Source organism: Caballeronia sp. ATUFL_M2_KS44, assembly GCF_023630965.1.
Lineage (GTDB): Bacteria > Pseudomonadota > Gammaproteobacteria > Burkholderiales > Burkholderiaceae > Caballeronia > Caballeronia concitans.
Genome location: NZ_JALQEA010000006.1, coordinates 553,979 through 579,476 on the forward strand (window position 1 = coordinate 553,979; position 25,498 = coordinate 579,476).

At 63.5% G+C, this 25,498-nt stretch carries 23 protein-coding genes; 13 read left to right on the forward strand and 10 right to left on the reverse strand.

Features of this window, described 5'->3' with window-relative positions:
- Positions 1 to 37: 37 nt before the first annotated feature.
- From lspA to NCR39_RS02585, 3 genes are all read right to left on the reverse strand, one after another.
- Positions 38 to 532 (reverse strand): signal peptidase II, encoded by a 495-nt coding sequence (lspA, locus tag NCR39_RS02575; protein ID WP_502800153.1) that lies wholly within the window; start codon positions 530 to 532, stop codon positions 38 to 40.
- A gap of 14 nt (positions 533 to 546) precedes the next feature.
- Positions 547 to 3,378: an isoleucine--tRNA ligase gene (ileS, locus tag NCR39_RS02580; protein ID WP_250450538.1), complete on the reverse strand. Its 2,832-nt coding sequence runs from the start codon at positions 3,376 to 3,378 to the stop codon at positions 547 to 549.
- A gap of 103 nt (positions 3,379 to 3,481) precedes the next feature.
- A complete protein-coding gene (locus tag NCR39_RS02585; RefSeq protein ID WP_250450539.1) occupies positions 3,482 to 4,477 on the reverse strand; it encodes a bifunctional riboflavin kinase/FAD synthetase in 996 nt (331 codons plus the stop codon).
- Between the two features lie 178 nt (positions 4,478 to 4,655).
- Between NCR39_RS02585 and purN the strand changes: the two genes are divergently transcribed.
- The 6 genes from purN (at position 4,656) to nadC (ending at position 11,540) form a co-directional block, all read left to right on the forward strand.
- Positions 4,656 to 5,306, forward strand: a complete 651-nt coding sequence (purN, locus tag NCR39_RS02590) for a phosphoribosylglycinamide formyltransferase (RefSeq protein WP_250450540.1) — start codon at positions 4,656 to 4,658, stop codon at positions 5,304 to 5,306.
- Positions 5,303 to 6,598 (forward strand): RsmB/NOP family class I SAM-dependent RNA methyltransferase, encoded by a 1,296-nt coding sequence (locus NCR39_RS02595; protein ID WP_250450541.1) that lies wholly within the window; start codon positions 5,303 to 5,305, stop codon positions 6,596 to 6,598. Before purN ends, NCR39_RS02595 begins: the two co-directional genes overlap by 4 nt.
- Before the next feature lie 12 nt (positions 6,599 to 6,610).
- Complete coding sequence (locus NCR39_RS02600; RefSeq protein WP_250450542.1) at positions 6,611 to 7,966, forward strand: mechanosensitive ion channel family protein; 1,356 nt, start codon at positions 6,611 to 6,613, stop codon at positions 7,964 to 7,966.
- 272 nt (positions 7,967 to 8,238) lie between these two features.
- On the forward strand, positions 8,239 to 9,438 hold the full coding sequence (locus tag NCR39_RS02605; RefSeq protein WP_250450543.1) for a DesA family fatty acid desaturase: 1,200 nt from the start codon (positions 8,239 to 8,241) through the stop codon (positions 9,436 to 9,438).
- Positions 9,439 to 9,549: 111 nt separating this feature from the next.
- Positions 9,550 to 10,677, forward strand: a complete 1,128-nt coding sequence (nadA, locus tag NCR39_RS02610; protein ID WP_250450544.1) for a quinolinate synthase NadA — start codon at positions 9,550 to 9,552, stop codon at positions 10,675 to 10,677.
- Positions 10,677 to 11,540 (forward strand): carboxylating nicotinate-nucleotide diphosphorylase, encoded by an 864-nt coding sequence (gene nadC / locus NCR39_RS02615; RefSeq protein WP_250450545.1) that lies wholly within the window; start codon positions 10,677 to 10,679, stop codon positions 11,538 to 11,540. The genes nadA and nadC overlap by 1 nt, the downstream gene beginning before the upstream one ends.
- Positions 11,541 to 11,549: 9 nt before the next feature.
- Here the strand turns inward: nadC and nadB are convergent, their stop codons facing one another.
- The 4 genes from nadB to radC form a co-directional block, all read right to left on the reverse strand.
- The gene (gene nadB, locus NCR39_RS02620) at positions 11,550 to 13,148 is read right to left on the reverse strand and encodes an L-aspartate oxidase (RefSeq protein ID WP_250450546.1); all 1,599 of its coding nucleotides are present in this window, start codon (positions 13,146 to 13,148) and stop codon (positions 11,550 to 11,552) included.
- Between the two features lie 241 nt (positions 13,149 to 13,389).
- Positions 13,390 to 13,557, reverse strand: a complete 168-nt coding sequence (gene rpmG / locus NCR39_RS02625; protein WP_006050116.1) for a 50S ribosomal protein L33 — start codon at positions 13,555 to 13,557, stop codon at positions 13,390 to 13,392.
- A gap of 11 nt (positions 13,558 to 13,568) precedes the next feature.
- Positions 13,569 to 13,802, reverse strand: a complete 234-nt coding sequence (rpmB, locus tag NCR39_RS02630) for a 50S ribosomal protein L28 (protein ID WP_008351171.1) — start codon at positions 13,800 to 13,802, stop codon at positions 13,569 to 13,571.
- A gap of 234 nt (positions 13,803 to 14,036) precedes the next feature.
- The gene (gene radC / locus NCR39_RS02635; RefSeq protein ID WP_250450547.1) at positions 14,037 to 14,765 is read right to left on the reverse strand and encodes a RadC family protein; all 729 of its coding nucleotides are present in this window, start codon (positions 14,763 to 14,765) and stop codon (positions 14,037 to 14,039) included.
- Between the two features lie 204 nt (positions 14,766 to 14,969).
- Between radC and NCR39_RS02640 the strand changes: the two genes are divergently transcribed.
- From NCR39_RS02640 to NCR39_RS02670, 7 genes are all read left to right on the forward strand, one after another.
- Entirely contained in the window at positions 14,970 to 15,425 is a 456-nt protein-coding gene (locus tag NCR39_RS02640; RefSeq protein ID WP_250450548.1) for an FKBP-type peptidyl-prolyl cis-trans isomerase, read from the forward strand.
- A 2-nt stretch (positions 15,426 to 15,427) separates the two neighbouring features.
- On the forward strand, positions 15,428 to 16,396 hold the full coding sequence (gene ispH, locus NCR39_RS02645; RefSeq protein WP_250450549.1) for a 4-hydroxy-3-methylbut-2-enyl diphosphate reductase: 969 nt from the start codon (positions 15,428 to 15,430) through the stop codon (positions 16,394 to 16,396).
- Positions 16,397 to 16,741: 345 nt separating this feature from the next.
- Positions 16,742 to 17,959 carry a branched-chain amino acid ABC transporter substrate-binding protein gene (locus NCR39_RS02650; RefSeq protein ID WP_250450550.1) on the forward strand — a complete coding sequence of 406 codons (1,218 nt, stop codon included), beginning with the start codon at positions 16,742 to 16,744 and terminating at the stop codon, positions 17,957 to 17,959.
- Positions 17,960 to 18,181: 222 nt separating this feature from the next.
- On the forward strand, positions 18,182 to 19,132 hold the full coding sequence (locus tag NCR39_RS02655) for a branched-chain amino acid ABC transporter permease (protein WP_250450551.1): 951 nt from the start codon (positions 18,182 to 18,184) through the stop codon (positions 19,130 to 19,132).
- A gap of 25 nt (positions 19,133 to 19,157) precedes the next feature.
- Positions 19,158 to 20,327 carry an ABC transporter permease subunit gene (locus NCR39_RS02660; RefSeq protein ID WP_250450552.1) on the forward strand — a complete coding sequence of 390 codons (1,170 nt, stop codon included), beginning with the start codon at positions 19,158 to 19,160 and terminating at the stop codon, positions 20,325 to 20,327.
- 15 nt (positions 20,328 to 20,342) lie between these two features.
- Entirely contained in the window at positions 20,343 to 21,119 is a 777-nt protein-coding gene (locus NCR39_RS02665; protein ID WP_250450553.1) for an ABC transporter ATP-binding protein, read from the forward strand.
- A complete protein-coding gene (locus NCR39_RS02670) occupies positions 21,120 to 21,842 on the forward strand; it encodes an ABC transporter ATP-binding protein (RefSeq protein ID WP_250450554.1) in 723 nt (240 codons plus the stop codon).
- Between the two features lie 662 nt (positions 21,843 to 22,504).
- Here NCR39_RS02670 and NCR39_RS02675 read toward each other — a convergent pair.
- The 3 genes from NCR39_RS02675 to NCR39_RS02685 all read right to left on the reverse strand — a co-directional run bounded on the left by NCR39_RS02675 (position 22,505) and on the right by NCR39_RS02685 (position 25,420).
- The gene (locus tag NCR39_RS02675; protein ID WP_250450555.1) at positions 22,505 to 22,927 is read right to left on the reverse strand and encodes a GNAT family acetyltransferase; all 423 of its coding nucleotides are present in this window, start codon (positions 22,925 to 22,927) and stop codon (positions 22,505 to 22,507) included.
- Complete coding sequence (locus NCR39_RS02680) at positions 22,924 to 24,108, reverse strand: acetylornithine transaminase (RefSeq protein WP_250450556.1); 1,185 nt, start codon at positions 24,106 to 24,108, stop codon at positions 22,924 to 22,926. Before NCR39_RS02680 ends, NCR39_RS02675 begins: the two co-directional genes overlap by 4 nt.
- A 280-nt stretch (positions 24,109 to 24,388) precedes the next feature.
- Positions 24,389 to 25,420, reverse strand: a complete 1,032-nt coding sequence (locus NCR39_RS02685) for a CDP-6-deoxy-delta-3,4-glucoseen reductase (RefSeq protein ID WP_250450557.1) — start codon at positions 25,418 to 25,420, stop codon at positions 24,389 to 24,391.
- Positions 25,421 to 25,498: the final 78 nt, after the last annotated feature.

Genomic DNA, 25,498 nt, shown 5'->3' on the forward strand with positions numbered 1-25,498 from the left:
GAAGCGCGGCTCCCGAAAAGGAGCCGCGCCGTGAACATCATCGCGATCCGCGCACGCGCCGCAGTTCGTCGAAGATCAAGAGCACTGCGCCGATGGTGATCGCGGTATCGGCGAGATTGAACGCGGGCCAGTGCCACGCGTTCACGTGAAAGTCGAGGAAGTCGATCACGTGGCCGTAAGCGAGCCGGTCGATCACGTTGCCGATCGCGCCGCCCATGATGAGCGCGAGCGCCGTGCAGAAGAGCCGCTGCGTCGCATTCTTCTTGAGCAGATAGCAAATGACCGCCGCCGCCACGACGCCCAGCGCCGTGAACGCCCAGCGCTGCCAGCCGCCCGCCGCCGCGAGGAAGCTGAACGCCGCGCCGCGGTTATAGACGAGCAGCAGGTTGAAGAACGGCGCGAGCGCATGCGGCTCGCCATACGCGAACACCTTCTGCACCGCGATCTTCGTCAACTGGTCGAACAGAATCACGATCAGCGCGACGCCCAGCCACGGCGCGAGCGATCCACTCGAGGAAGTTTGTTTCGCCATCGTCCTGGTTGCCATTATGCTGCGCCTCGTGTTTCACCAGCGCCGAAGAGATTGGAGAAGCAGCGGCCGCACAGGCCCGGATGCTCCGCGTGCGAGCCGACGTCCGCGCAGTAGTGCCAGCAGCGCTCGCACTTCAGATAGCTCGATGCCGTCACGTCGACGCCTTCTTCCGCTTCGCTCGCCACGTGCTCGACTTTCGCCGATGACGTGATCAGCACGAAGCGCAGCGCATCGCCGAGACTGGACAACGCGTCATGACGCGCGCCGCTCGCCCGCACGACGACTTCCGCCTGCAGCGACGAGCCGATCTGGTTCGCCGTGCGCGCTTCTTCCAGCGCCTTCGTCACGTCGCCGCGCGCGCTACGGATGAGCGTCCACTTGTCGAGCAGCTCGCCGCCGTCGGCGATGTCCGGATACGTCGCGAAGACTTCGGTGAAGATGGTGTCCTGACCGGGCTTCAGCACCTTGTACGCCTCTTCCGCCGTGAACGACAGATACGGCGCGACGAGCCGCAGCAGACCGTGCGCGATGTAATACAGCGCGGTCTGCGCGCTGCGGCGCTCGCGCGAATCCGGCTTCATCGTGTAGAGACGGTCCTTCAGCACGTCGAGATAGAAGCCGCCCAGGTCTTCCGAACAGAACGTGGCGAGCTTCGCGACGACCGGATGGAACTCGTACTTCTCGTAATGCGCGAGGGCGTCGTCCTGCAGATTGCGCGTGAGCGCGATCGCGTAGCGGTCGATTTCGAGCCAGTCCTGAACCGGCACGGCATTCTTGTCGAAGTCGAAATCCGACAGGTTCGCGAGCAGGAAGCGCAGCGTGTTGCGAATCCGGCGATACGTCTCCGTCACGCGCTTCAAAATTTCCTCGGAGATGGCAAGCTCGCCGGAATAATCCGTCGATGCGATCCACAAGCGGATGATTTCCGCGCCGAGGCGGTTCGCCACTTCGTGCGGATCGACGCCGTTACCGAGCGACTTCGACATCTTGCGGCCTTCGCCATCGACGGTGAAGCCGTGCGTGAGCAGCGCGTCGTAGGGCGGGCGGCCGTCGAGCATCGATGCCGTAAGCAGCGACGAATGGAACCAGCCGCGATGCTGGTCCGAGCCTTCGAGATACAAATCGGCCGGGAACTGCAGCTCGTCCTTGTGCGAGCCGCGCAGCACGTGCCAGTGCGTCGTGCCGGAATCGAACCACACGTCGAGCGTGTCGCGGTTCTTTTCGTACATGTTGGCGTCGTCGCCGATCAATTCGCGCGGATCGAGCGATTGCCACGTTTCGATGCCGCCTTGCTCCACGCGCTTCGCCACTTCCTCCAGCAATTCGAGCGTGCGCGGATGCAGCTCGCCGGTTTCCTTGTGCACGAAGAACGCCATCGGCACGCCCCATTGGCGCTGACGCGAGAGCGTCCAGTCCGGGCGATTCGCGATCATGCTGTACAGACGCTGCTTGCCCCACGACGGATAGAACGCCGTGTTCTCGACGCCTTCCAGCGCCGTTTCGCGCAGCGTCTTGCCGCCGTCCGCCGGCTTCACGTCCATGCCCGCGAACCATTGCGACGTCGCGCGATAGATGATCGGCGACTTGTGGCGCCAGCAGTGCATGTAGCTGTGCGTGTACTTTTCGGTCTTGAGCAGCGATCCGGCGCCACCGAGCGCCTCGACGATCTGCGGATTCGCCTTCCAGATCGACAGCCCGCCGAAGAGCGGCAGCGATTCGATATAGCGGCCATCGCCCATCACCGGATTGATGATGTCCGAATCCGCCATGCCGTGCGCCTTGCACGACACGAAGTCTTCCACGCCATACGCCGGCGACGAGTGCACGACGCCCGTGCCGCTTTCGGTCGTCACGTAATCGCCGAGATAGACCGGCGACGTGCGCTTGTAGCCCGGATGCGCCGCCGCGAGCGGATGATGGAAGCGCAGGTTGGCGAGCTTCTCGCCGGTCGTCGTCGCGATGATCTCGCCCGGCAGGCCGTAGTTCTGCAGGCACGCTTCCACGCGCTCCTGCGCGAGGATCAGCAAGCCGCGCGGCGTATCGACGAGCGCGTACACGATCTCCGGATGCACGTTGAGCGCCTGGTTCGCGGGAATCGTCCAGGGCGTCGTCGTCCAGATGACGATGCCGCCCTCGGTCTTCGGCAGCGCGGGCAGGCCGAACGCCTGCGCGGTCTTTTCCGGTTCGGCGAACGCGAACAACACGTCGATGGTCGGATCGGTCTTGTCCTTGTACTCGACTTCCGCCTCGGCCAGCGCCGAGCCGCAATCGAAGCACCAGTTCACCGGCTTCAGGCCACGAAACACGTAGCCCTTTTCCATGATCTTGCCGAGCGCGCGGATTTCGCCGGCCTCGTTGACGAAGTTCATCGTCTTGTACGGATTGTCCCAGTCGCCGAGCACGCCGAGCCGGCGGAAGCCGACCTTCTGCTTTTCGATCTGCTCGCTCGCGTACGCGCGCGCCTTCTGCATCACTTCGGCGGCGGGCAGCGACTTGCCGAACTGCTTTTCGATCTGGATCTCGATCGGCATGCCGTGGCAGTCCCAGCCGGGCACGTAGACGGCGTCGAAGCCCGCGAGATTGCGCGCCTTGACGATCATGTCCTTCAGGATCTTGTTGACGGCGTGGCCCAGGTGGATGTCGCCGTTCGCATACGGCGGGCCGTCGTGCAGGATGAACTTCTTGCGGCCCTTCGAGGCGGCGCGGATCTTCTCGTAGATCTTGTTGTCCTGCCATTCCTTGACCCACGACGGCTCGCGCTTCGGCAAGTCGCCGCGCATGGGGAAGGGCGTATCGAGCAGGTTGACCGGATACTTCGAGGAGGCTTTCTCTTTCTTGTCGCTCATGAGTGACTCAGTGAATTCGGTGAGACGGCGCTTGCAAACTACGCGCGATGATTCGAAGGCGGGGCAGCGGGCGATGCGCTTTTCTCAAAGCGGCACCGCGCGCTCACCTAATTCGGTCGGTGGCCGAAATGGCGAAGCCCGTGGCGCGGCTGCCGGCGTTGCTCGCGGGCGGCAGGCCGAAATAGGCGCGCGTGTCGTCGACATCCTTCGCGATGGCGGCGGACAGCGTTTCGAGGTCCACGTACTTTTCCTCGTCGCGCAGCTTCTTCAGGAACTCGACGCGCACGAGCTTGCCGTACGCGTCGCCGTGCCAGTCGAGCACGAAGACTTCGAGGAGCACGCGGCCGGAATCGTCGACGGTCGGACGCAGCCCGAGACTCGCGACGGCGGGCAGCGGTTCGTCGGCGAGACCGTGCACGCGCACGACGAAAATGCCCGACGCCGCCGGCCGCTTGTGCGCGATCGGCAGGTTGAGCGTGGGAAAGCCGAGATCGCGGCCGAGCTTCGCGCCGTGCACGACATGACCGCTGATCACGTACGGACGCCCGAGCGCGACATGCGCGGCGTCGAGGTCGCCCGCGACGAGCGACGCCCGCACCGACGACGACGAAATGCGCGCGCCGTTCGGATGCGCGACCGTGGCCATCTGCTCGACTTCGAAGCCGTACTTCTCGCCGGCGGCTTTCAGCGAATCGAAATTGCCCGCGCGCTTCGCGCCGTAGCAGAAGTCGTCGCCGACCATGACCCAGCGCGCGTGCAGGCCGTCCACGATGACGTTCTTCACGAACGTATCCGGCGACTGGCTCGCGAACGTGTGATTGAAATGCTCGACCACCACGCGATCCACGCCGTTCGTGCGCAGCGCTTCGAGCTTGTCGCGCAACATGGCGATGCGCGGCGGCGCGCCCGCCGGATTGAAGAACTCGCGCGGATGCGGCTCGAAAGTCATGACGCAGACCGGCAGCCCGCGCGCGTCGGCGGCGGCGCGCACGCGCGCGAGCAGCGCCTGGTGGCCGCGGTGGACACCATCGAAATTGCCGATGGTCAGTGCGCAGGGCGCGCGGCTTTCGGCATTGGGGAGGCCGCGAAAGACTCTCACGATAGGCGTTGGTCGGTGGGAGGGCTGATGCTGCAAAGCGTTCGATTATAAACGCTCGCACGCGGCGACGGGCGCGCCCGGCCGGGCGGGCGTCCGGATGGCGCGCGGCGGCGGGCTTCGCGCGAGCTTGCTGCCCTTTGGCACGATTTTCGCCGCCGCCGAATGATAAAATCGGCGGATGAAAAAAATCGTTATTCTGATTTCCGGACGCGGGAGCAACATGGAGGCCGTCGTGCGCGCGTGTGCGCGTGACGGCTGGCCGGCGCGCGTCGCGGCAGTCGTTTCCAATCGGCCCGATGCCGCCGGACTCGGTTTCGCGGCCGCGAACGGCATCGAAACCGCGGTGGTCGATCATCGCGCGTTCGACGGCCGCGAAGCATTCGACGCGGCGCTCGCCCGCGAAATCGATCGCTTCGAACCCGATCTCGTCGTGCTGGCAGGCTTCATGCGCGTGCTGACAGACGCGTTCGTCGAACGTTACGCGGGCCGCATGCTGAATGTGCATCCGTCGCTGTTGCCGTGTTTTCCGGGCTTGCGCACGCATCAGCAGGCGCTCGACGCCGGCGTGCGCGTGCATGGCGCGAGCGTCCATTTCGTGACGCCCACGCTGGATCACGGGCCGATCGTCGCGCAGGGCGCGGTGCCGGTCATCGCCGGCGACGATGCCGCCGCGCTCGCGGCGCGCGTGCTCGCTGTCGAACACACCATTTACCCGCGCGCGGTGCGCTGGTTTATCGAAGGGCGTTTAACTATCGAGGGCGAACGTGTCGCCCTCACGCCGTCTGAGCCGCAATGGCTCTTTGCCGACATTGCCGGGGAGGGCGCATGAGGCTGCATGGATTTCTGATTGGTCAAACCGAAACGCTGCTGGCGGACGTGCTGCGCTTCGCCGGTCCCGCCGATGCCGCGACGAGCCGCTTTTTCCGCGCGCATCCGAAGCTCGGCCACGGCGAGCGCGGCGTGATCGCCGAGGCGGTGTTCGCCGTGCTGCGCCGGAAGATGGAGTTCTCGCATCTGGCGGAAAGCGGCAGCGGCAACCAGGCGCGCCGTCTCGCGCTGCTCGGGCTGATGCAGACCGCCGGTCTCTCGGCGCTCAAGCCGCACGTGTCCGCGGACGAATATCAATGGCTCGCGCAAGTGTCGAAGATCGATCCGGCGAGCCTGCCGGTGCGCGTGCGCACGAACCTGCCGCAGTGGATTTACGAGGCGATGGGCAAGCGCTTCCCGCCCGAGGAACTCGCGCAACTCGCGGCCGCGCTGAACTATCCGGCGCCGCTCGACCTGCGCGCGAACCCGATCAAGGCGACGCGCGAAGCGGCGCTGAAGGCGCTCGTGGAAGCGGGCATCGACGCGGGCGAAATGCCGTTCGCGCCGTTCGGCATCCGCGTGGAAGGCAAGCCCGCGCTCACGCGCCTCGCGCCGTTCCAGGAAGGCTGGATCGAAGTGCAGGACGAGGGTAGCCAGCTTCTGTGCTCGCTGATGGCGCCGCGCCGTGGCGAGATGATCGTCGACTTCTGCGCGGGCGCGGGCGGCAAGACGCTGGCGCTCGGCGCGATGATGCGCTCCACGGGCCGTCTCTATGCCTTCGACGTCTCCGATCGCCGGCTCGCGAAGCTGAAGCCGCGTCTCGCGCGCAGCGGTTTGTCGAACGTGAATCCGGTGCTCATCGACAGCGAGCACGACGCTAAGATCAAGCGCCTCGCGGGCAAGATCGACCGCGTGCTCGTCGATGCCCCGTGTTCCGGCCTCGGCACGCTGCGCCGCAATCCTGACCTCAAGTGGCGGCAATCGCCCGCGACGGTCGCGGAACTCACGCCCAAGCAGTTGTCGATTCTCACGAGCGCCGCGCGTCTCGTGAAAACCGGCGGCCGTCTCGTTTACGCGACGTGCAGCATGCTCCAGGCGGAAAACGAAGACGTCGTCGCGCAGTTTCTGGAGACGCATCCGAACTTCCGCGTCGTGCCCGCGCGCGATGTGCTCGCCGAGCAACGTATCGATCTCGATACCGGCGATTATCTGTCGCTCTGGCCGCACAAGCACGGCACCGACGGCTTTTTCGCCGCCGTGCTCGAACGCGTGCCGGAAGCGAAGGGCGAAAAGCCGGCTGACGAGAACGCGTAACCGCGCACGCCGATGCAGAATCGCTTTCTGACGCATCTGTCGGAGCGTCTTTTCCGCGATTTCGGCGAGCCCGAAGTGCTCTGGCAGGTCGGCGCGCTCCTCGGGCTGCTCGCCGTCGCCTGGTGGTGCGCGCGCGTGCTGCGCAAGAAGCTCGACGCGCGCCGCCAGTCCCGCTTCGAAGCCGTGCGCTTCGGCGCGGAAAGCCTCAACAAGGCGCTGTTTCCGCTGCTCGGCATGGTGTTCGTGGCCGTCGCGCAACTGGCGCTCGCGCCGTTCATCCACACGGCGCTGCTGCGGCTCGCGCTGGTGCCGCTGTGCGGCATCACCGTGATCTACATGATGTTCTACGCGGTGCGCCGCGTGTTCCGCACGAGCGGCAGCGGCGGCGCGGAACACGAAGCGCATGCGCTGCTTTTTCTCTTCGAAAAGCTCGTCACGGTGATCGTCTGGCTCGCGATGCTTCTCACCGTCATGGGCATTCAGGACGACGTCGTGCGCTGGATGGCGAGCGTGCGTTTCAACATCGCCAACGCGCACATGACACTTCTGTCGCTCGCGTCGGGCGTGCTGTGGGTCTGCGTGACGCTGATCGTGGCGATGTGGGCCGGCGCGCTCATCGACGACCGCCTGATGCGCGCCCGCTCGCTCGACGCCAACCTCAAGGTCGTGCTCGCGCGCGTCTCGCGGGCGCTGATGATTCTCGCGGCGATTCTCGTGAGCCTGTCGATTGTCGGCATCGACATCACGGTGCTCGGCGTATTCGGCGGCGCGCTCGGCGTGGGGCTCGGCTTCGGCTTGCAGAAGATCGCGAGCAATTACGTGTCGGGCTTCATCATTCTGCTCGACCGGTCGCTGCGCCTCGGCGACATGATCAACGTCGCGGGATCGCAGGGCACCGTCACGCAGATCCGCACGCGCTACACGGTGGTGCGCGGGCTCGACGGCATCGAAACGCTGATTCCGAACGAAAAGCTCATCACCGATGTCGTGCAGAATCATTCGTCGTACCTGACGCGCGGGAACGCAAAGGTCGCCGTGCAGGTCAGCTATAAGTGCGACGTGGAACGCGCGATGCAACTGCTCGTCGAAGCCACACAGGGCGTCGAGCGCGTGCTGCAGGATCCCGCGCCCGCCGCGCTTCTGGCGAGCTTCGGCGCGGACGGCATCAACCTCGAACTGAGCTTCTGGATCGAGGACGCGGCGAAGGGAACCGGCGGCGTTAAGTCGCAAGTCAACCGGCGCGTGTGGCGGCTATTCTCCGAGAACGGAATCGAGATTCCGTACGCGCAGCGCGAAGTCAGAATCCTTCATGGCGCGGCGCCCGATTCGGTACGAAATGCCGACCCGCGCCCCGGCGACGCCGCCTGAGCGGCGCGCAACGCCTCGTAAGCCGTCGCGCGTGCGTCATTCCTTCCGTTTTCGAAAGGAAACAGCCAGAAAGCGACGCGTGAGATTTTTCTCGTTTAGGAAGTATCCAAAAAAATTCACCTTTACGACAAAGACTTGGAACGACTGCAGTAGAATGCGATCGAACCCGCGCGCACACCTTTCACGTGCCCGACAAGCTGGCCGCAACGTATTTCGAATCAGTTTTGACCGGCCATTTTTTCCGAATTTCACAGCTACACAGGTAAATCGCCTTGCTGAATTCTTCCCTTGAATTTCTCGCCAACGGATTGCTCGACTTTTCTTGGTGGCAGATTCTGCTGTTCACGCTGGCAGTGACGCACGTCACCATCGCCGGCGTCACCATCTATCTGCATCGCTGCCAGGCGCATCGCGCGCTGGACCTGCATCCGATCGCAAGCCATTTCTTCCGCTTCTGGCTGTGGATGACCACGGGCATGCTGACCGGCCAGTGGGCGGCCATCCATCGCAAGCACCACGCCAAGTGCGAGACCGAAGAAGATCCGCACAGCCCGCAGACGCGCGGCATCTGGAAAGTGCTGCTCGAAGGCGCGGAACTCTATCGCGCGGAAGCGAAGAACGAAGAAACGCTGCGCCGCTTCAGTCACGGCACGCCGAACGACTGGATGGAGCGCAACGTCTACACGCGCTATCCGATTCTCGGCATCAGCGTGATGATGGTGATCGACGTCGCGCTGTTCGGCATCGTCGGGCTGTCGGTGTGGGCCGTGCAGATGATCTGGATTCCGTTCTGGGCGGCGGGCGTCGTCAACGGTCTCGCGCACTTCTGGGGCTACCGCAACTTCAATTCCGCCGATGCGAGCACGAACATCTTCCCGCTCGGCATCCTGATCGGCGGCGAAGAACTGCATAACAATCACCACACGTACGCCACGTCGGCGAAGCTGTCGAGCAAGTGGTACGAGTTCGACATCGGCTGGCTGTACATCCGCATTCTGTCGGCGATCGGCCTCGCGAAGGTGAAGAAGCTCGCGCCCACGCCGCGTCTGTCGGAAAGCAAGGCAGTCGTCGATCACGACACGCTGCAGGCCGTGCTGGCGAACCGCTACGAAGTGATGGCGCGCTACGGCAAGGCGCTGAAGCACGCCTACGCGCAGGAGCTGGCCAAGCTGAAGGAAGCCGGCGCGCGCGAGAAGTATCAGCTGATGCGCGGCGCGCGCAAGTGGTTCCACAAGGAGGAAGACGGCCTGAACGAACCGCAGCGCAAGCAGTTGCCGGAACTGTTCTCGGACAACCAGAAACTGCGCACGTATATCGAGCTGCGCAAGGATCTGTCGGCAATGTGGGACCGTTCGAACGCGTCGCGCGAGCAGTTGCTGGCGCAGTTGCAGGACTGGTGCCATCGCGCGGAGCAGAGCGGCATCAAGGCGTTGCAGGACTTCGCGCTGCGTCTGCGCCGCTACGCTTTGTAAGCGATATCCGCTAAGATTCAAAGACGTCACAAGACCCCGCTCTGGCGGGGTCTTTGTTTTTTGGCGACGAATTTCCGCGTTGGTTTTGTTCGAAGGGCAGGGACAGGAGACATGGAAGCGATCAAAAGCGTCGAATACGACCGGCCGCATGGCCTGACGTGTGGAGTGGGCGAGGCGTGGGCGAGAGTGCCGAACGCGCCGTCGCCGGAAGAGAAGCGCGCATTGAAGGAGCGCATTCGCGCACTCTTGCGGCGCGAAGAGGCGGTGCTGGTAGCGCACTATTACGTCGATGCCGAATTGCAGGAACTCGCCGACGAAACCGGCGGCTGCGTGGCCGATTCGCTCGAAATGGCGCGCTTTGGCCGCGACCACGCCGCGAAGACGCTGGTCGTGGCGGGCGTGCGCTTCATGGGCGAGACGTCCAAGATTCTGAGCCCGGGCAAGCGCGTGCTGATGCCCGACCTCGACGCGACCTGCTCGCTCGATCTCGGCTGCCCAGCCGACGAATTCTCCGCTTTCTGCGATGCCCATCCCGACCGCACCGTCGTCGTGTACGCGAACACGAGCGCCGCAGTGAAGGCGCGCGCGGACTGGATGGTGACGTCGTCGATCGGGCTGGAAATCGTCGCGGATCTGCATGCGCGCGGCGAAAAGATTCTGTGGGCGCCGGACCGGCATCTCGGCGGCTACATCCAAAAAAAGACCGGCGCGGACATGCTGCTGTGGCAGGGTTCGTGTCTCGTGCATGACGAATTCAAGGGTATCGAACTGGATTTGCTGCGCGCCGAATATCCGGACGCGAAGATTCTCGTCCATCCGGAATCGCCGGAAGCGGTCGTGGGGCTCGCGGATGTCGTCGGTTCCACGACGCAGCTCATCGACGCCGCCGTGCGGCTGGATGCGCAGCGCTTCATCGTCGCGACCGACCTCGGCATTCTGCACAAGATGCGGCTCGCCGCGCCGGCCAAGACGTTCATCGCGGCGCCGACCGCCGGCAACAGCGCGACGTGCAAGAGCTGCGCGCATTGTCCGTGGATGGCGATGAACGGCCTCGCGAATCTCGCCGACGTGCTCGAACGCGGCCACAACGAGATTCACGTCGATGCGGCCATCGGCGAGCGGGCGCGCGTGCCCATCGACCGGATGCTCGATTTCGCCGCGCGCCACAAGAAGCGCGTGCAGACGAGCGGCGATCTCGCCCGCGACGCCGCGCTGTTTTCGAATGTCGGAGCCGCCTGATGTCGATTCTCGAAGAAGTCCGCGCGCAATACGGCGAAGCCTTCGACGCGGCGCTCGCCCGCAATGTCGCGGATGCGCTCGCCGAAGACATCGGCAGCGGCGATGTCACCGGCCGTCTCGTTCCCGCCGATTCGCGGCGCACCGCGCGCATCCTCGTGCGCGAGGAAGCGGTGCTGTGCGGCGTGCCGTGGTTCGTCGAAGTGATGCGGCGCGTCGATCCGTCCATCGAGATCGAATGGCAGTATCGCGAAGGGCAGCGCATGGCGGCGGATTCGCCCGTCGTGCTGCTGCACGGCCCGGCGCGTTCGCTGCTGACCGCCGAGCGCAACGGCCTCAACTTTCTGCAACTGCTTTCGGGCGTGGCGAGCGCGACGCGCCGTTATGTCGATGCCATCGAAGGCACGCGCGCGCGCATCCTCGATACGCGCAAGACGCTTCCCGGCCTGCGGCTCGCGCAGAAGTACGCGGTGCGCGTGGGCGGCGGCGCGAATCAGCGGCTCGCGCTGTACGACGGCATTCTGATCAAGGAAAACCACATCGCGGCGGCGGGCGGCGTGGGCGCGGCGATGGATGCGGCGCTCGCCCTGAATGCCGGCGTGCCGATTCAGATCGAAGTGGAGACGCTCGCGCAGCTCGAGACGGCGCTGGCGCATCGCGCGGAATCGATCCTGCTCGACAACTTCGCGCTCGACGCGATGCGCGACGCCGTGCGCATCGCCGCCGGCCGCGCGTTGCTCGAAGTGTCGGGCGGCGTGAATTTCGAGACGGTGCGGGCGATCGCGGAAACGGGCGTCGACCGCATTTCCATCGGCGCACTCACGAAGGACGTGCGCGCCACCGATTTCTCCATGCGTATCCTGTAAGCCCGGCCGTCAGACGCCGCGCCGCCGCTTGGCGGGCGGCATCAGCACGGTCGGCAGCGCCTTCGGCAAAGTCTGCGGCCAGTCGCGGCTGAAGTGGAGGCCGCGGCTTTCGCGCCGCGTGCACGCGCTTTCGACGATCAGCGAAGCCACATCGACGAGATTGCGCAGTTCCAGCAGATCGCGGCTTACTTTGAAATTCGCGTAGTACTCGTGGATTTCGTCGCGCAAAAGGGCGATGCGATGCTGCGCGCGCGCGAGCCGCTTGTCCGTTCGCACGATGCCGACGTAGTTCCACATGAGCCGCCGCAACTCGTCCCAGTTATGGGCGACGACGACTTCCTCGTCCGGATCGGAGACGCGGCTCTCGTCCCAGTCGGGCAACTCGGCGTGGCAGCCCGAGGAAAAGCCATCGGCTTCAATCGCTTCCGCTGCCGCGCGCCCGATCACGATGCATTCCAGCAGCGAATTGCTCGCGAGCCGGTTCGCGCCGTGCAAGCCTGTGCACGCGGTTTCGCCGACCGCGTACAGTCCGGGCCGATCCGTGCGCCCGGCGAGATCCGTGACGACGCCGCCGCAGGTGTAATGCGCGGCGGGCACGACGGGAATCGGCTCCTTCGCGATATCGATGCCGAATTCGCGGCAACGCGCGAGGATCGTCGGGAAATGCTCTTCGAGGAACGCGCGCGGCTGGTGGCTGATATCGAGATACACGCAGTCGATGCCGCGCTTCTTGATCTCGAAATCGATCGCCCGCGCGACGATATCGCGGGGCGCGAGTTCGGCGCGTTCGTCGTGCTCCGGCATGAAGCGCGTGCCGTCGGGCAGACGCAGGAGGCCGCCTTCGCCGCGCACCGCTTCCGAAATGAGGAACGACTTCGCGTAAGGGTGAAAGAGGCACGTCGGATGGAACTGGATGAACTCCATGTTCGACACGCGGCAGCCCGCGCGCCACGCCATCGCGATGCCGTCGCCGGTCGCGGTGTCCGGATTCGTCGTGTAGAGATAGACCTTGCCCGCGCCGCCCGTCGCGAGGACGGTGTGCGGCGCCTGGATCGTCACGGTTCGGCCGCTTTCCAGATCGAGCGCATACAGCCCGTGACAGCGATGACCGGGCAAGCCGAGCCGGTCGGACGTGATCAGATCGATCGCGTAGTGATCTTCGAGAACGGTGATGTTCGGGTGATTGCGCACGCGCTCGTTGAGCGTGGTGACGACGGCGTGGCCGGTCGCGTCCGCCGCGTGAATGATCCGGCGATGACTATGGCCGCCTTCGCGCGTCAGATGGAAGCCGAGTTCGGCGGAGACGTCGCGCGTGAAGGGCACGCCTGCTTCGATCAGCCATTCGATCGCCGCGCGCCCGTTTTCGACGATGAAGCGCGTCGCGGCTTCGTCGCACAATCCGCCGCCGGCGACGAGCGTATCGGCAACGTGATTGTCGATGCTGTCGGCCGAATCCAGCACCGCCGCGATGCCGCCCTGCGCCCAGTCGCTCGCGCCTTCGCTGACCGCGCGCTTCGCGATGATCGCCACGCGGCGCGTCTCGGCCAGATTCAGCGCCACGCTCAGGCCCGCGAGGCCGCTTCCCACGATTGCTACGTCGAAATTCATGCTGCCGTGTCTCCGGTTCGATGCCTGCGTAGCCGGCAAGCATAACGCGCGGGACGCAGCGGAAACAACGAAAACCGGCGCACGGGCGCGTGACACGCCTGTGAATCCGGACAATTCCCGGCCGGAAAAACAAAAAGCCCCGCGTTGGCGGGGCTTTCTGCTGTCTTCGTTCAGGCACTCAATATCAAGTGCGGTGCTGGTTCTGTCCTGTCGTCATGCGGCGGAAAGAACCGACCGGAATTTACTTGATCTTGGTTTCCTTGTAGTCAACATGCTTGCGGACGACGGGATCGAACTTCTTGATCAGCATCTTTTCCGGCATGTTGCGCTTGTTCTTGGTCGTCGTGTAGAAGTGACCCGTGCCTGCGGTCGATTCCAGCTTGATCTTGTCGCGTGCGCCTTTGGCCATGTGCGTGCTCCTTAGATTTCACCGCGTGCGCGCAGGTCTGCGAGCACGGCGTCAATACCGTTCTTGTCGATCAGGCGCAGACCGGCGTTCGAGACGCGCAGACGGACCCAGCGGTTTTCGCTTTCAACGAAGAAACGGCGGTTCTGCAGGTTCGGCAGGAAACGACGCTTGGTCTTGTTGTTTGCGTGGGAAACGTTGTTGCCCGACATCGGGCCTTTCCCAGTTACTTGGCATACGCGTGCCATGGTGACACTCCTAATACACGTTGAGTCTGAGTCGAACGCTCGAATGAAGGGGCTTCCTTCATGCGATGCCTCTAATCGCCCGATTTGCCGATCGGGGACTTGGCAGCACGGTTATGCCAATGAGGACTGCGTTGGTCAGATTAGGCGGGTTGAAAAAACGAAACGAGGATTCTAGCAGGAAAAACAGTGTGTTATCAAGTTTTCCGACGCCGTGTTGTCCGCGCGCCGAACGTTTCAGAGCCAGCCTTCGCGGGCGAACGAAAAAATGTCATTTGACGCGACGACCATATGATCGAGCAGTTTCACGTCGATCAGACCGAGCGCGTCCTGCAGCGTGCGCGTGAGCTTGCGGTCGCTGGCGCTCGGATCGACGCCGCCGGAAGGATGATTATGCGCGACGATCAGCCCCGCCGCGTTGACCGCGAGCGCCCGCTTCACGATCTCGCGCGGGTACACGGCCACGCGCGTGAGCGACCCGTGCGCCTCCTCGCAGATATCCAGCAACTGATGACGCGCGTCCAGATAGATGCAGACGAACACTTCGTTCGGCCGCGTGCCGATCTTCAGCCGCAGAAAGTCTTCGACCGCGCCCGGCGAGTTCAGCAGCATCCGGTCGCGCGCCTTTTCCGCGAGCGCGCGCCGGCATAGCTCCGATACAGCGAGTAGCGTCGCCGCGCGCGCCTCGCCGACGCCGCGCTCGTCCTGCAATTCGGATGCGGATGCGTCCAGCACCGCGCGCAGCGAGCCGAATCGCCGCAGCAGCGCGCGGGCGACATCCACGGCGGTCCGGCCTGTCACGCCGGTGCGAAGGAACAGCGCGAGCAATTCGGCGTCGGAAAGCGTGGCCGGCCCGGCCTTGAGCAGGCGCTCGCGCGGCCGGTCGGCTTCGTCCCACTGCGGGATCGACAGGAGCGGCGCGTGGTCTTCCACGACGGGCGCAAGCAGGGGCAGGCAGGCCGTCATCGCGTGCTCCGTGCCGTTGCCGAAGCGAGGCGCGCCGCACGAACGACGCACGCGCCGGACGCGGCGCTTTGCAACTCTGTCTTACAATAGCGGTTTTGGCGCACGCTCTCACCCTGCGCCACGCGGTTCGCAGCTTCGTGCCGACGAGCCGCCGCTGGCCCGGCGCCCGCCGCGCTCGTTACTGAATCGCCACATCCAATACTCATGAGCATCATCGATATTTCCGAGGTGAAACCCGGTTCCCATGTCACGCTTCATTACCGGCTTGCATTGGCCGATGGTGCCGACATCGTCAACACGTTCACCGACAAGCCCGCGACCCTTCTGCTCGGCGCGGGCCAGCTTGCGCCGCCGCTCGAAGACATTTTGCTCGGGCTGAAGGTCGGCCACCATTCGACCTTTCAGCTAACGCCGGAGCAGGCGTTCGGGCCGCGCAATCCGGAACTGGTGCAGCGCGTGTCGATGGCGACGCTGCGCGAAAACAGCATGATCGGCGAGGATTTTTCTCCGGGCGATCTCGTCGAATTCAACGCGCCCAACGGCGGGCGCTATGCGGGCGTGCTCAAGGAAGTGGGCGAGACGTCCGCGCTCTTCGATTTCAATCACCCGCTCGCCGGCCAGGCGCTGGCCTTCGAAGTGAAAATCATCGGAATTCTGTAGCCATGAGCCTGACTGAAAGCCTCACCGATATCGACACCGACCTCGAAATCCTGCTCGCGCAGCCGCGCGGGTTCTGCGCGGGCGTCGATCGCGCGATCGAGATCGTCGAGCGGGCCATCAAACTGTTCGGCGCGCCCATCTACGTGCGCCACGAGATCGTCCATAACGCGTATGTCGTTGCGGATCTGCGCAAGAAAGGCGCGATCTTCATCGAAGAACTCTCGGACGTGCCCGAAGGCAGCACGCTGATCTTCAGCGCGCACGGCGTCTCGAAGGCGGTGCGCGCCGAAGCGGAAACGCGCGGGCTGCGCGTGTTCGACGCCACGTGCCCGCTCGTCACGAAGGTGCATATGGAAGTCGCGAAAATGCGCCAGGAAGGCTTCGATATCGTCATGATCGGACACAAGGGCCATCCTGAAGTGGAAGGCACAATGGGGCAGTCGGGCGAGGGCATGCATCTCGTGGAAGACATCGCGGACGTGCAAAAGCTCGATCTGCGCGATCCGAACCGCATCGCCTATGTCACGCAGACGACGCTTTCCGTCGACGACGCCTCCGCCATCATTGATGCGCTGAAGGCGAAGTATCCCGGCGTGAAGGAGCCGAAGAAGCAGGACATCTGCTACGCGACGCAGAATCGCCAGGACGCGGTCAAGTTCCTCGCGCCGCAGTGCGATGTCGTGATCGTGGTCGGCAGCCCGAACAGCTCGAATTCGAGCCGGCTGCGCGAAGTGGCCGAGCGCAGCGGCATTCCCGCCTATATGGTGGATTCGCCGTCGCAGATCGATCCGGCGTGGGTCGCGGACAAGAAGCGCATCGGCGTGACGGCGGGCGCATCGGCGCCGGAAGTGCTGGCGCAGGCGGTCATCGAACGATTGCGCGAGCTGGGCGTGCGCAGCGTGCGCTCGCTGGAAGGCATCGAAGAGACGATCTCCTTTCCGCTTCCGCGCGGATTGTCCTTGCCGCAGTGATTTAGACGAACTCCTCCAAAAGCGCCTCCGGGCGCTTTTTTTTCGTCCGCCGATGTGGAACAGTTCGCCGCCCGAATCGTCGAATGCACCGAAGCGGGGCATCGGAATGACGTGCAACGTTCGCTCCATTTAGGCCCACTCCCGAAGTGGTGCAACTGCTGCACAACGAAGGATCGCAACCCGGTTGCGCTGTTGCGCCAAAACCCGCTGAAAATGAGGGTTGCAATGCTGGAAAACCCCGCCACGCAAGAATATTGCTCGTCTCATATTTGGCGTTACAATTCGCGCGTCCTGAGTCCCCCGGGACTTTGGTAACGGTTTTGAAAGGCGCAGGAGATCTATCTGATGCGATTCAAGTTTGCTCACGCCGTGTCCATCGCGGCTGCGGTTGCAATGGCAACGGCATGCGGCAAGAAGGACGAGGGCGGAGCGAGCGGGGCAGCGTCGGCGGCGAGCGCCGCGGTCGCGCCGGCGGCTGCGCCTGCGCCCGCGAGCGAGGCAACGGTCGTCAGGATTGGTCACGTCGCGCCGCTCACCGGCACGCAGGCGCATCTTGGAAAGGATAACGAGAACGGCGCGCGGCTCGCGCTGGAAGAGATCAGCAGTCAGGGCCTGACGATCGACGGCCGATCCATTCGCCTCGAACTCGACAGCCAGGACGACGCAGCCGATTCGCGCACCGGCGAAGAAGCCGCGCAGCGGCTCGTCGATCATCATGTGGTCGCGGTGATCGGCCATATGAATTCGGGCGTGTCGATACCGGCGTCGAAAATTTATAGCGATGCGGGCATCGCCGAGATTTCGCCCTCGACGACGAACCCGCAATACACGAAGCAAGGTTACAAGACGACGTTCCGCGTCGTGGCCACCGACGCGCAGCAGGGCCCCGTGCTGGCCGGCTACGCGATGAAGACGCTGCATGCGCGCAAGGTCGTGATCGTCGATGACGCCAGCGCCTACGGCCGCGGCCTCGCCGACGAATTCGCGAAGGCGATACAGGCGGGCGGGGTAAAGATCGCCGCGCGCGAGTCGACAACCGAGAAGGCGCGTAATTTCAAGGCGATCCTCACCAAGATCAAGCGCGTGCAGCCCGACGTCGTCATGTACGGCGGCATGGATGTGACGGGCGGCCCGTTCGCGAAGGAAGCGGCGGCGCTCGGCGTCAAGGCGAAGATCCTGGCGGGCGACGGCGTCTGCACGCAGGAGTTGCCGCAGCTTGCGGGCGATGCCGTGCAGAACGTCGTCTGTTCCGAAGCGGGGCCCGCGCTCTCGAAGATGGACAAGGGCGCGGACTTTGCGCAGAAGTACGAGGCCCGTTTCCACACGCCGGTGCAGATTTACGCGCCGTTCACGTATGACGCGATGTACGTGATCGTCGATGCAATGAAGCGCGCCAATTCCATCGAAGCGGGCAAGGTGCTCGCGGCGATGGCCACGACGGATTTCAATGGTCTGACGGGGCATATCGCGTTTGACGACAAAGGCGATTTGAAGGCAGGCACCATCACGCTTTACGACTTCAAGGACAACAAGAAGGACGTGCTCGACGTCGTGAAGCAGTAGCAACAGGCGTTTGCAGGTCTTGCGGCGTCTAACCGACAGCGCCGTTTCGTATCCGTCTGGCGGATGCCCGCACCTATCCGGCGGCGGGCGGAACGGCAGGCGTTTAACCCTTACCGGTTTTTTTCAAAAGTACGCGCAGTGCTGCTCCAGATTTCGCTTCACACCGGTTTATCGGCCGGTGATAAAGGCGTGATCCGGTCGCACGGGGCTAAGGAGCTTTAAATGGATATTTTCATCCAGCAGATCATCAACGGTCTGGTGCTTGGCAGCGTCTACGCCATCATCGCGCTGGGGTACACGATGGTGTACGGGATTCTCGGCATCATCAACTTCGCGCACGGCGACGTGCTGATGGTGGGCGCGATGGTCGCGCTCTCCGCAATCGGCGTCATGCAAAACCACTTTCCTTCGATGCCCGGGCCGATCATGCTGACGATCGCCCTCGTCATCGCGGCGGTCGTCTGCGCGGTCGTCGGGTACACCATCGAAAAGGTCGCTTACCGGCCACTGCGTAAAGCGCCGCGTCTCGCGCCGCTCATTACCGCCATCGGCGTGTCGATTCTGCTGCAGACCATCGCGATGATGATCTGGGGCCGCAATCCGCTCGCGTTCCCGCAGCTTCTGCCGACCGATCCGATCAACGTGATCGCCGCCGACGAAACGCGTCCGGGCGCGGTCATCTCCATGACGGAAATCGTGATCATCGTGGTCGCGTTCCTCGTGATGGCGGGACTTCTGCTGCTCGTGCACAAGACCAAGCTCGGCCGCGCGATGCGCGCGATCGCGGAAAACCCCGGCGTCGCGTCGCTGATGGGCGTGAATCCGAACTTCGTGATCTCGGCGACCTTCATGATCGGCTCGGCGCTCGCGGCGCTTGCCGGCGTGATGATTGCGTCGGAATACGGCAACGCGCACTTCTACATGGGCTTCATCCCCGGCCTGAAGGCATTCACGGCCGCGGTGCTGGGCGGTATCGGCAACCTGGGCGGCGCGATGGTCGGCGGCGTGCTTCTCGGGCTGATCGAGCAGTTGGGCGCCGGGTATATCGGCAACCTGACGGGCGGCGTCTTCGGCAGTAACTACCAGGACGTGTTCGCCTTCATCGTGCTGATCATCGTGCTCGTGTTCCGTCCGTCGGGTCTACTCGGCGAACGTGTCGCGGACCGCGCTTAAAGACTCGTGTGAGGAGCTCAGAAAAATGACTTCGATTCAACCGATTGAGCCGTCGACGACGCTCATCCCCGAGAAGAACACGACGAAAACGCTCGTCGTCGGCATTCTCACCGCCGTGTTCGTGATCGCGGCGCCGATGGTGATCGGCGCGGCCGGCGGCAACTACTGGGTGCGCGTGCTCGACTTCGCGATGCTCTACGTGATGCTGGCGCTGGGCCTCAACGTCGTGGTCGGCTTCGCCGGCCTGCTCGACCTGGGCTACATCGCGTTCTACGCGGTCGGCGCGTACACGGCGGCGCTGCTGTCGTCGCCGCAACTGACGTCGCAGTTCGAGTGGATCGCGCACCTCGCGCCCGGCGGCCTGCACGTGCCGTTCCTCATCATCGTGCCGATCGCGATGGCGCTCGCCGCCACGTTCGGCGTGCTGCTCGGCGCGCCGACGCTTCGTCTGCGCGGCGACTATCTCGCGATCGTGACGCTCGGCTTCGGTGAAATCGTCCGGATCTTCATGAACAACCTCGATCGTCCGGTCAACATCACGAACGGTCCGAAGGGCATCACGGGCATCGATCCGGTGTCGGTGGCGGGCTTCAATCTGTCGCAGACGCACGAGTTCTTCGGCATGAAGTTCCCGTCCGTGTACATGTATTACTACCTGTTCGTGCTGGGCGCGCTGCTCGTGATCTGGGTGTGTACGCGTCTGCAGCATTCGCGTATCGGCCGTGCATGGGCCGCGATCCGCGAAGACGAAATCGCCGCGAAGGCGATGGGCATCAACACGCGCAACGTGAAACTGCTGGCATTCGCGATGGGCGCGTCGTTCGGAGGTCTGTCCGGCGCGATGTTCGGCACGTTCCAGGGCTTCGTGTCGCCGGAATCGTTCACGTTCTGGGAATCGATCGTCGTGCTGGCGTGCGTGGTGCTGGGCGGCATGGGCCACATTCCCGGCGTGATTCTCGGCGCGGTGCTGCTCGCCGTGTTCCCCGAGTTCCTGCGCTCGACGATGGGTCCGCTGCAAAACGCCATCTTCGGCCATCAGATCGTGGATACCGAAGTCATCCGCCAGTTGCTTTACGGTCTGGCGATGGTGCTGATCATGCTGTATCGCTCGGAAGGCCTGTGGCCCGCCGCGAAACACGAAGACAAGATCGCGAAGATCGCGAAGCGTGGCGGCAAGAAGCCGGTGCGCGCCTAAGCGGGGGATAAGGAAATGAGCGACAAACGTACTCGATTGTCCGTGCAGGGCGTGAACAAGCGTTTCGGCGGCTTGCAGGCGCTCTCGGATGTGCGCCTCGAAATCAAGGAAGGCGAGATTTACGGTCTGATCGGCCCGAACGGCGCCGGCAAGACCACGTTCTTCAACGTGATCACGGGCCTGTACACGCCGGATTCGGGCGTCTTCAAGCTCGACGGCGAAGCCTACACGCCGACCGCCGTGTATCAGGTGGCGAAGGCGGGCATCGCGCGCACGTTCCAGAACATTCGTCTCTTCGGCGGCATGACGGCGCTGGAAAACGTGATGGTCGGACGCCACGTGCGCACGAAGCACGGGCTGATCGGCGCGGTGTTGCAGACGCCGGCGGAACGCCGCGAAGAGCGCGAGATCAAGGAGCGCGCACTGGAGCTGCTGGAGTATGTCGGCGTGCTGCAGTACGCGGATTACACGTCGCGCAATCTGTCGTACGGGCATCAGCGCCGGCTGGAGATTGCGCGTGCATTGGCGACGGATCCGAAGCTGCTTGCGCTCGACGAACCCGCGGCCGGCATGAACGCGACGGAGAAGGTCGAGCTGACGCGTCTTTTGGACAAGATTCGCGCGGACGGCAGGACGATTCTGTTGATCGAACACGACGTGAAACTCGTGATGGGATTGTGCAACCGCATGACGGTGCTCGATTACGGCAAGGTGATCGCCGAGGGTCTGCCGCAGGACGTGCAGAAGGATCCGAAGGTGATCGAGGCATATCTGGGTGCGGGGGTGCACTAAATGGCGACCACGAACGCGATGTTGAAGGTCAAGGGTCTGCAGGTGAATTACGGCGGCATCCAGGCGGTGAAGGGTGTCGATCTGGAAGTCGGGCAGGGCGAACTCGTCACGCTGATCGGCGCGAACGGCGCGGGCAAGACCACGACGATGAAGGCCATCACCGGTTTGAAGCCCTATTCGGGCGGCGATATCGAGTACATGGGGCAGTCGATCAAGGGCGTGCCGACGCACGAGCTCTTGAAGCGCGGCCTGGCGATGGTGCCGGAAGGGCGCGGCATCTTCGCGCGCATGTCGATTCTCGAGAATATGCAGATGGGCGCGTATCTGCGTAACGATAGCGACGGCATTCAGAAGGATACCGAGCGCATGTTCGGCTTCTTTCCGCGTCTGAAGGAGCGTGCGTCGCAGTATGCCGGGACGCTTTCCGGCGGCGAGCAACAGATGCTCGCGATGGCGCGGGCTTTGTTGTCGCGACCGAAGCTGTTGTTGCTCGATGAGCCATCGATGGGTCTCTCGCCGATCATGGTCGAGAAGATTTTCGAAGTGGTTCGCGAGATCTCGAAGGAAGGGCTGACGGTGCTGCTCGTCGAGCAGAACGCGCGGCTCGCGCTGCAGGCCGCTAATCGCGGGTATGTCATGGACTCGGGGACCGTCACTATGTCCGGCGACGCCAAGGTCATGCTCGATGATCCCAAGGTTCGGGCTGCCTATCTCGGAGAGTGATTTTTTCGCTGATGCGCGGGGTTTGGGCGTTGCTCCGGTTATTCGTGTCGGTCTATTAGCACGCCCCTCCCCGGGGCGGGGGTCACTTTCTTTGCTGCTGCAAAGAAAGTAACCAAAGAAAGCAGCTTTTTCGCCCGCACTTCGTTTTTGATGTTGCACTTCGTAGAAACACGTTGGCACTCAGCTTGACACAGCCTTGAATCACCTTCCGCGCCCACTGAGCGCCACCCCATGCGAGCCCCCGGGCTCGACAAAACCGTCGGTTTGCACCGCGCCACTCGAAAGGGGAAATTCCACCGAGACCTACTCATTGCGCCATCAATCGGAAGAGTTTGGTTCGTAGTGTTATTTGTGACGCGTCGTTTGCGGTTGCGGGGTGGAGTCTTTTGACTTTGTGTGAGCGTTACTGCGCGATGGTGTTGACGAGCCCGGGGGCTCGCATGGGGTGGCGCTCGGTGGGCGTGGAAGGTGATTCAGGGCTGTTTCAAGCTGAGTGCCAATCTGGTTCTACGGAGTGTTCACGCTTAATGTGCTTTGGGCCAGAAAAGCTGCTTTCTTTGGTTACTTTCTTTGCAGCAGCAAAGAAAGTGACCCCCGCCCCGGGGAGGGGCGTGCTAATAGACCGACGCGAATACAGGTTCAACGACAGAGAGAAAAAAAGCCTAAAGCCGCTTCCCAAGACTGACGACATCATCAACCCGATACCCCATCCGTTCGTAGAACGAAACCAACTCGCGACGAACAGAAAGCACCTGCAAATTAACCTTAGGGCATCCGAGCCGAGCAAGCGCCGCTTCAGCATGAAGCATCAACGTGCGCCCAAAGCCCATCCGCCGAACCGAAGCCCTCACGGCAAGTGAATACACCCATCCACGATGCCCGTCATACCCACACATGACGGTCCCCACGACGGCATCGTCGATCACGCCGACGAAGAACAACTCAGGCTGAGTAGCAAGCTTATTGTCGATCGACAACGCCGGATCGCGCTGCGGCCTCGACGCATCCGCATACTCGGGAAACACGTCGCGCCACAACGCGATCACGGCATCGCGATCGCGTAGCTCGAAAGTCCGAACGATCACAGCGTATCGAGCACCGAACGCAGCATCGACATCATCTGGTCGATCTCGTCCTTCGTGACATTGAGCGCCGGCATGAAGCGCAGCAGATTCGGCCGCGCCGCGTTCAGCAGCAAACCGTCCGGCTGCATCAGTCGCGCCTTCTCGACGATCTGCGGTCCCTTGTCGCTATCGAGCAGCAACGCGCGCAGCAAACCCTCGCCACGCTCGCCCTTGAACCCGCGCTCGTCCGACAGCTTCAGCAGTTCGCTGCGCAAATACTCGCCGCGCTCGCGCACGCCTTCGAGAAAGCCCGGCGCCGTGAGCTGCGAAATCACCGAATAGCCGACCGCCGTCATCAACGGATTGCCGTTGTACGTGCCGCCCTGATCGCCCGCCTCGAAGCACGCGACCTCCGCCGTCGACAGCAGCGCGGCCAGCGGCACGCCACCGCCGATGCCCTTGCCGAGCGTCATGATGTCCGGCTCGATACCCGACAGCTCATACGCGAACAACGTCCCCGCGCGGCCGCAGCCGCTCTGCACTTCATCGACGATCAAGAGCAGATTGTGCTGCTTCGTCAGCGCGCGCAATTGCTGCATGAATTCGCGCGTCGCGGGAATCACGCCGCCTTCGCCCTGAATCGGCTCCAGCATCACCGCGACGGTCTTCTCGTTGATGAGTTTCGCGACGGACGCGATATCGTTCAGATCCGCCTTCGGGAAGCCCGGCACTTGCGGCGCGTAGATCGTGTCCCAGCCCGCCTTGCCGCTCGCGGACATCGTCGCGAGCGTGCGGCCGTGGAAGCTGTGATCGAACGTGATGATCTCGTACGCGCCATTGCGGAACTTGCGGCCCCACTTGCGCGCGAGCTTGATCGCGCCTTCGTTGGCCTCCGCGCCGCTGTTCGCGAAGAACACCTTGTCGAAGCAACTGTGCTTCGTGAGCAGACCGGCAAGCTGCGCCATCGGGCCGTTATAGAACGCGGGCGACGGATTGATCAGCGTGCGCGCCTGCTTGTCCATCGCTTCGATCATGCCGTCGTTGCAATGACCGAGCGAATTGACCGCCCAGCCCTGAATGAAGTCGAGATAGCGTTTGCCGGTATTGTCGTAGAGCCACGATCCCTTGCCGTGCGTGAACACGATCTCGGGACGGTTCGTGATGTACATCAGCGAATCGACAGGGTACTCATTGAAATTCATGACAGCGGGCTCCACGAGGCGATGACGAAAAGAAAATGCGGCGCGCAAAAAACAAAAGCCACGGTGTTTCCGTGGCTTCATTCTCTGCGCTTCAGTGTGACCGAACCATGACGAGCGCGAATGCTTGACGAGCCAGCGGCATCCCTAGGGAAGCGGCGAGCGGCGGCGTCGAAGTGCGTTCAGGATCGAGTTCATTCGCGAAGGATACGTTATGAAGTTCGTGCATGTAAACCGCCCGCGCGAATTTCCCGCGCGCGGACGGCTTGCCTGCATCGAGCGATCAGACCGGATGCGCGAGGTCGGCTGCGCTCGTGAACGAGTCCGCGTAGAACTCGTCCTCCGGGAGACGATGATGCAGCGTGAAATCGCGCTGCGCCGATTCCACCATCACCGGCGCGCCGCACGCATAGACCTGATACGCGCTCAAATCCGGCAGATCCTCGATGACCGCGCGATGAACGAAACCCGTGCGGCCATGCCAGCTGTCGCTTGCATCGGGTTCGGAAAGCACCGGGACGAACGTGAAGTTCGGCACTTCCTTCGCCCATTGCTCGGCGAGTTCCATCATGTACAGGTCTTTCTTGCGGCGGCCGCCCCAGTAAAGCGTCATCGGGCGATTCAGGTTCTTGAACACCGCATGCTCGATGATCGCCTTGATCGGCGCGAAGCCCGTGCCCGACGCGAGCAGCACGATAGGCTTCTCGGATTCGTCGCGCAGGAAGAACGTGCCGAGCGGACCTTCGAAGCGCAGGATGTCGCGCTCCTTCATCGCGCCGAACACGTGGTCCGTGAACGTGCCGCCCGGCATGTGGCGCACGTGCAGTTCGAGCGGGCCTTCGTGATGCGGCGGGCTCGCCATCGAATAGCTGCGGCGCTTGCCGTCCTTCAGAATGAATTCGATGTACTGCCCCGCGAGATACTGCAGGCGCTCGTTGGCGGGCAACTGCAGCTTCAGTTCGATGACATCGTCCGCGCGGCGCTCGAGCGCGTTGACGCGGCAAGGCAGCTTCTTGACCTGCACGTCGCCGACGCCCGCCACTTCGCGCACGTCGATGGTCAAATCGCTCTGCGCGGTCGCGCAGCAGAAGAGCGCCATGCCGCGCGTCTTTTCATCGTTGGAGAGCGCCGACGACGAATGCGGCGCCTGCTCGATTTCGCCTTCGACGACCGAGCCCTTGCAGGAGCCGCAAGCGCCGTTCTTGCAGCCGTACGGCAGGCCGATGCCCTGGCGCAGCGCCGCGGTCAGGACCGGTTCGTCGGGTTCCACCTGAAACTGCCGGCCGCTTTGCCGGAGCGTTACGTTGAATGCCATAGAAAAATTTCGTGCGATGGTGTGAATGTGTCTGTCGATGCCGCGTGTTCGCGGCCAAACGCGTGAAACGGGCGGCGG

Bases quoted from the DNA above. Each gene is read 5' to 3' on its own strand.
- lspA (WP_502800153.1), bottom strand. From the start codon at position 532: ATGGCGAAACAAACTTCCTCGAGTGGATCGCTCGCGCCGTGGCTGGGC.
- ileS (WP_250450538.1), bottom strand. From the start codon at position 3,378: ATGAGCGACAAGAAAGAGAAAGCCTCCTCGAAGTATCCGGTCAACCTG.
- purN (WP_250450540.1), top strand. From the start codon at position 4,656: ATGAAAAAAATCGTTATTCTGATTTCCGGACGCGGGAGCAACATGGAG.
- NCR39_RS02595 (WP_250450541.1), top strand. From the start codon at position 5,303: ATGAGGCTGCATGGATTTCTGATTGGTCAAACCGAAACGCTGCTGGCG.
- NCR39_RS02600 (WP_250450542.1), top strand. From the start codon at position 6,611: ATGCAGAATCGCTTTCTGACGCATCTGTCGGAGCGTCTTTTCCGCGAT.
- nadA (WP_250450544.1), top strand. From the start codon at position 9,550: ATGGAAGCGATCAAAAGCGTCGAATACGACCGGCCGCATGGCCTGACG.
- nadC (WP_250450545.1), top strand. From the start codon at position 10,677: ATGTCGATTCTCGAAGAAGTCCGCGCGCAATACGGCGAAGCCTTCGAC.
- nadB (WP_250450546.1), bottom strand. From the start codon at position 13,148: ATGAATTTCGACGTAGCAATCGTGGGAAGCGGCCTCGCGGGCCTGAGC.
- rpmG (WP_006050116.1), bottom strand. From the start codon at position 13,557: ATGGCCAAAGGCGCACGCGACAAGATCAAGCTGGAATCGACCGCAGGC.
- rpmB (WP_008351171.1), bottom strand. From the start codon at position 13,802: ATGGCACGCGTATGCCAAGTAACTGGGAAAGGCCCGATGTCGGGCAAC.
- radC (WP_250450547.1), bottom strand. From the start codon at position 14,765: ATGACGGCCTGCCTGCCCCTGCTTGCGCCCGTCGTGGAAGACCACGCG.
- NCR39_RS02640 (WP_250450548.1), top strand. From the start codon at position 14,970: ATGAGCATCATCGATATTTCCGAGGTGAAACCCGGTTCCCATGTCACG.
- ispH (WP_250450549.1), top strand. From the start codon at position 15,428: ATGAGCCTGACTGAAAGCCTCACCGATATCGACACCGACCTCGAAATC.
- NCR39_RS02650 (WP_250450550.1), top strand. From the start codon at position 16,742: ATGCGATTCAAGTTTGCTCACGCCGTGTCCATCGCGGCTGCGGTTGCA.
- NCR39_RS02655 (WP_250450551.1), top strand. From the start codon at position 18,182: ATGGATATTTTCATCCAGCAGATCATCAACGGTCTGGTGCTTGGCAGC.
- NCR39_RS02660 (WP_250450552.1), top strand. From the start codon at position 19,158: ATGACTTCGATTCAACCGATTGAGCCGTCGACGACGCTCATCCCCGAG.
- NCR39_RS02665 (WP_250450553.1), top strand. From the start codon at position 20,343: ATGAGCGACAAACGTACTCGATTGTCCGTGCAGGGCGTGAACAAGCGT.
- NCR39_RS02670 (WP_250450554.1), top strand. From the start codon at position 21,120: ATGGCGACCACGAACGCGATGTTGAAGGTCAAGGGTCTGCAGGTGAAT.
- NCR39_RS02680 (WP_250450556.1), bottom strand. From the start codon at position 24,108: ATGAATTTCAATGAGTACCCTGTCGATTCGCTGATGTACATCACGAAC.
- NCR39_RS02685 (WP_250450557.1), bottom strand. From the start codon at position 25,420: ATGGCATTCAACGTAACGCTCCGGCAAAGCGGCCGGCAGTTTCAGGTG.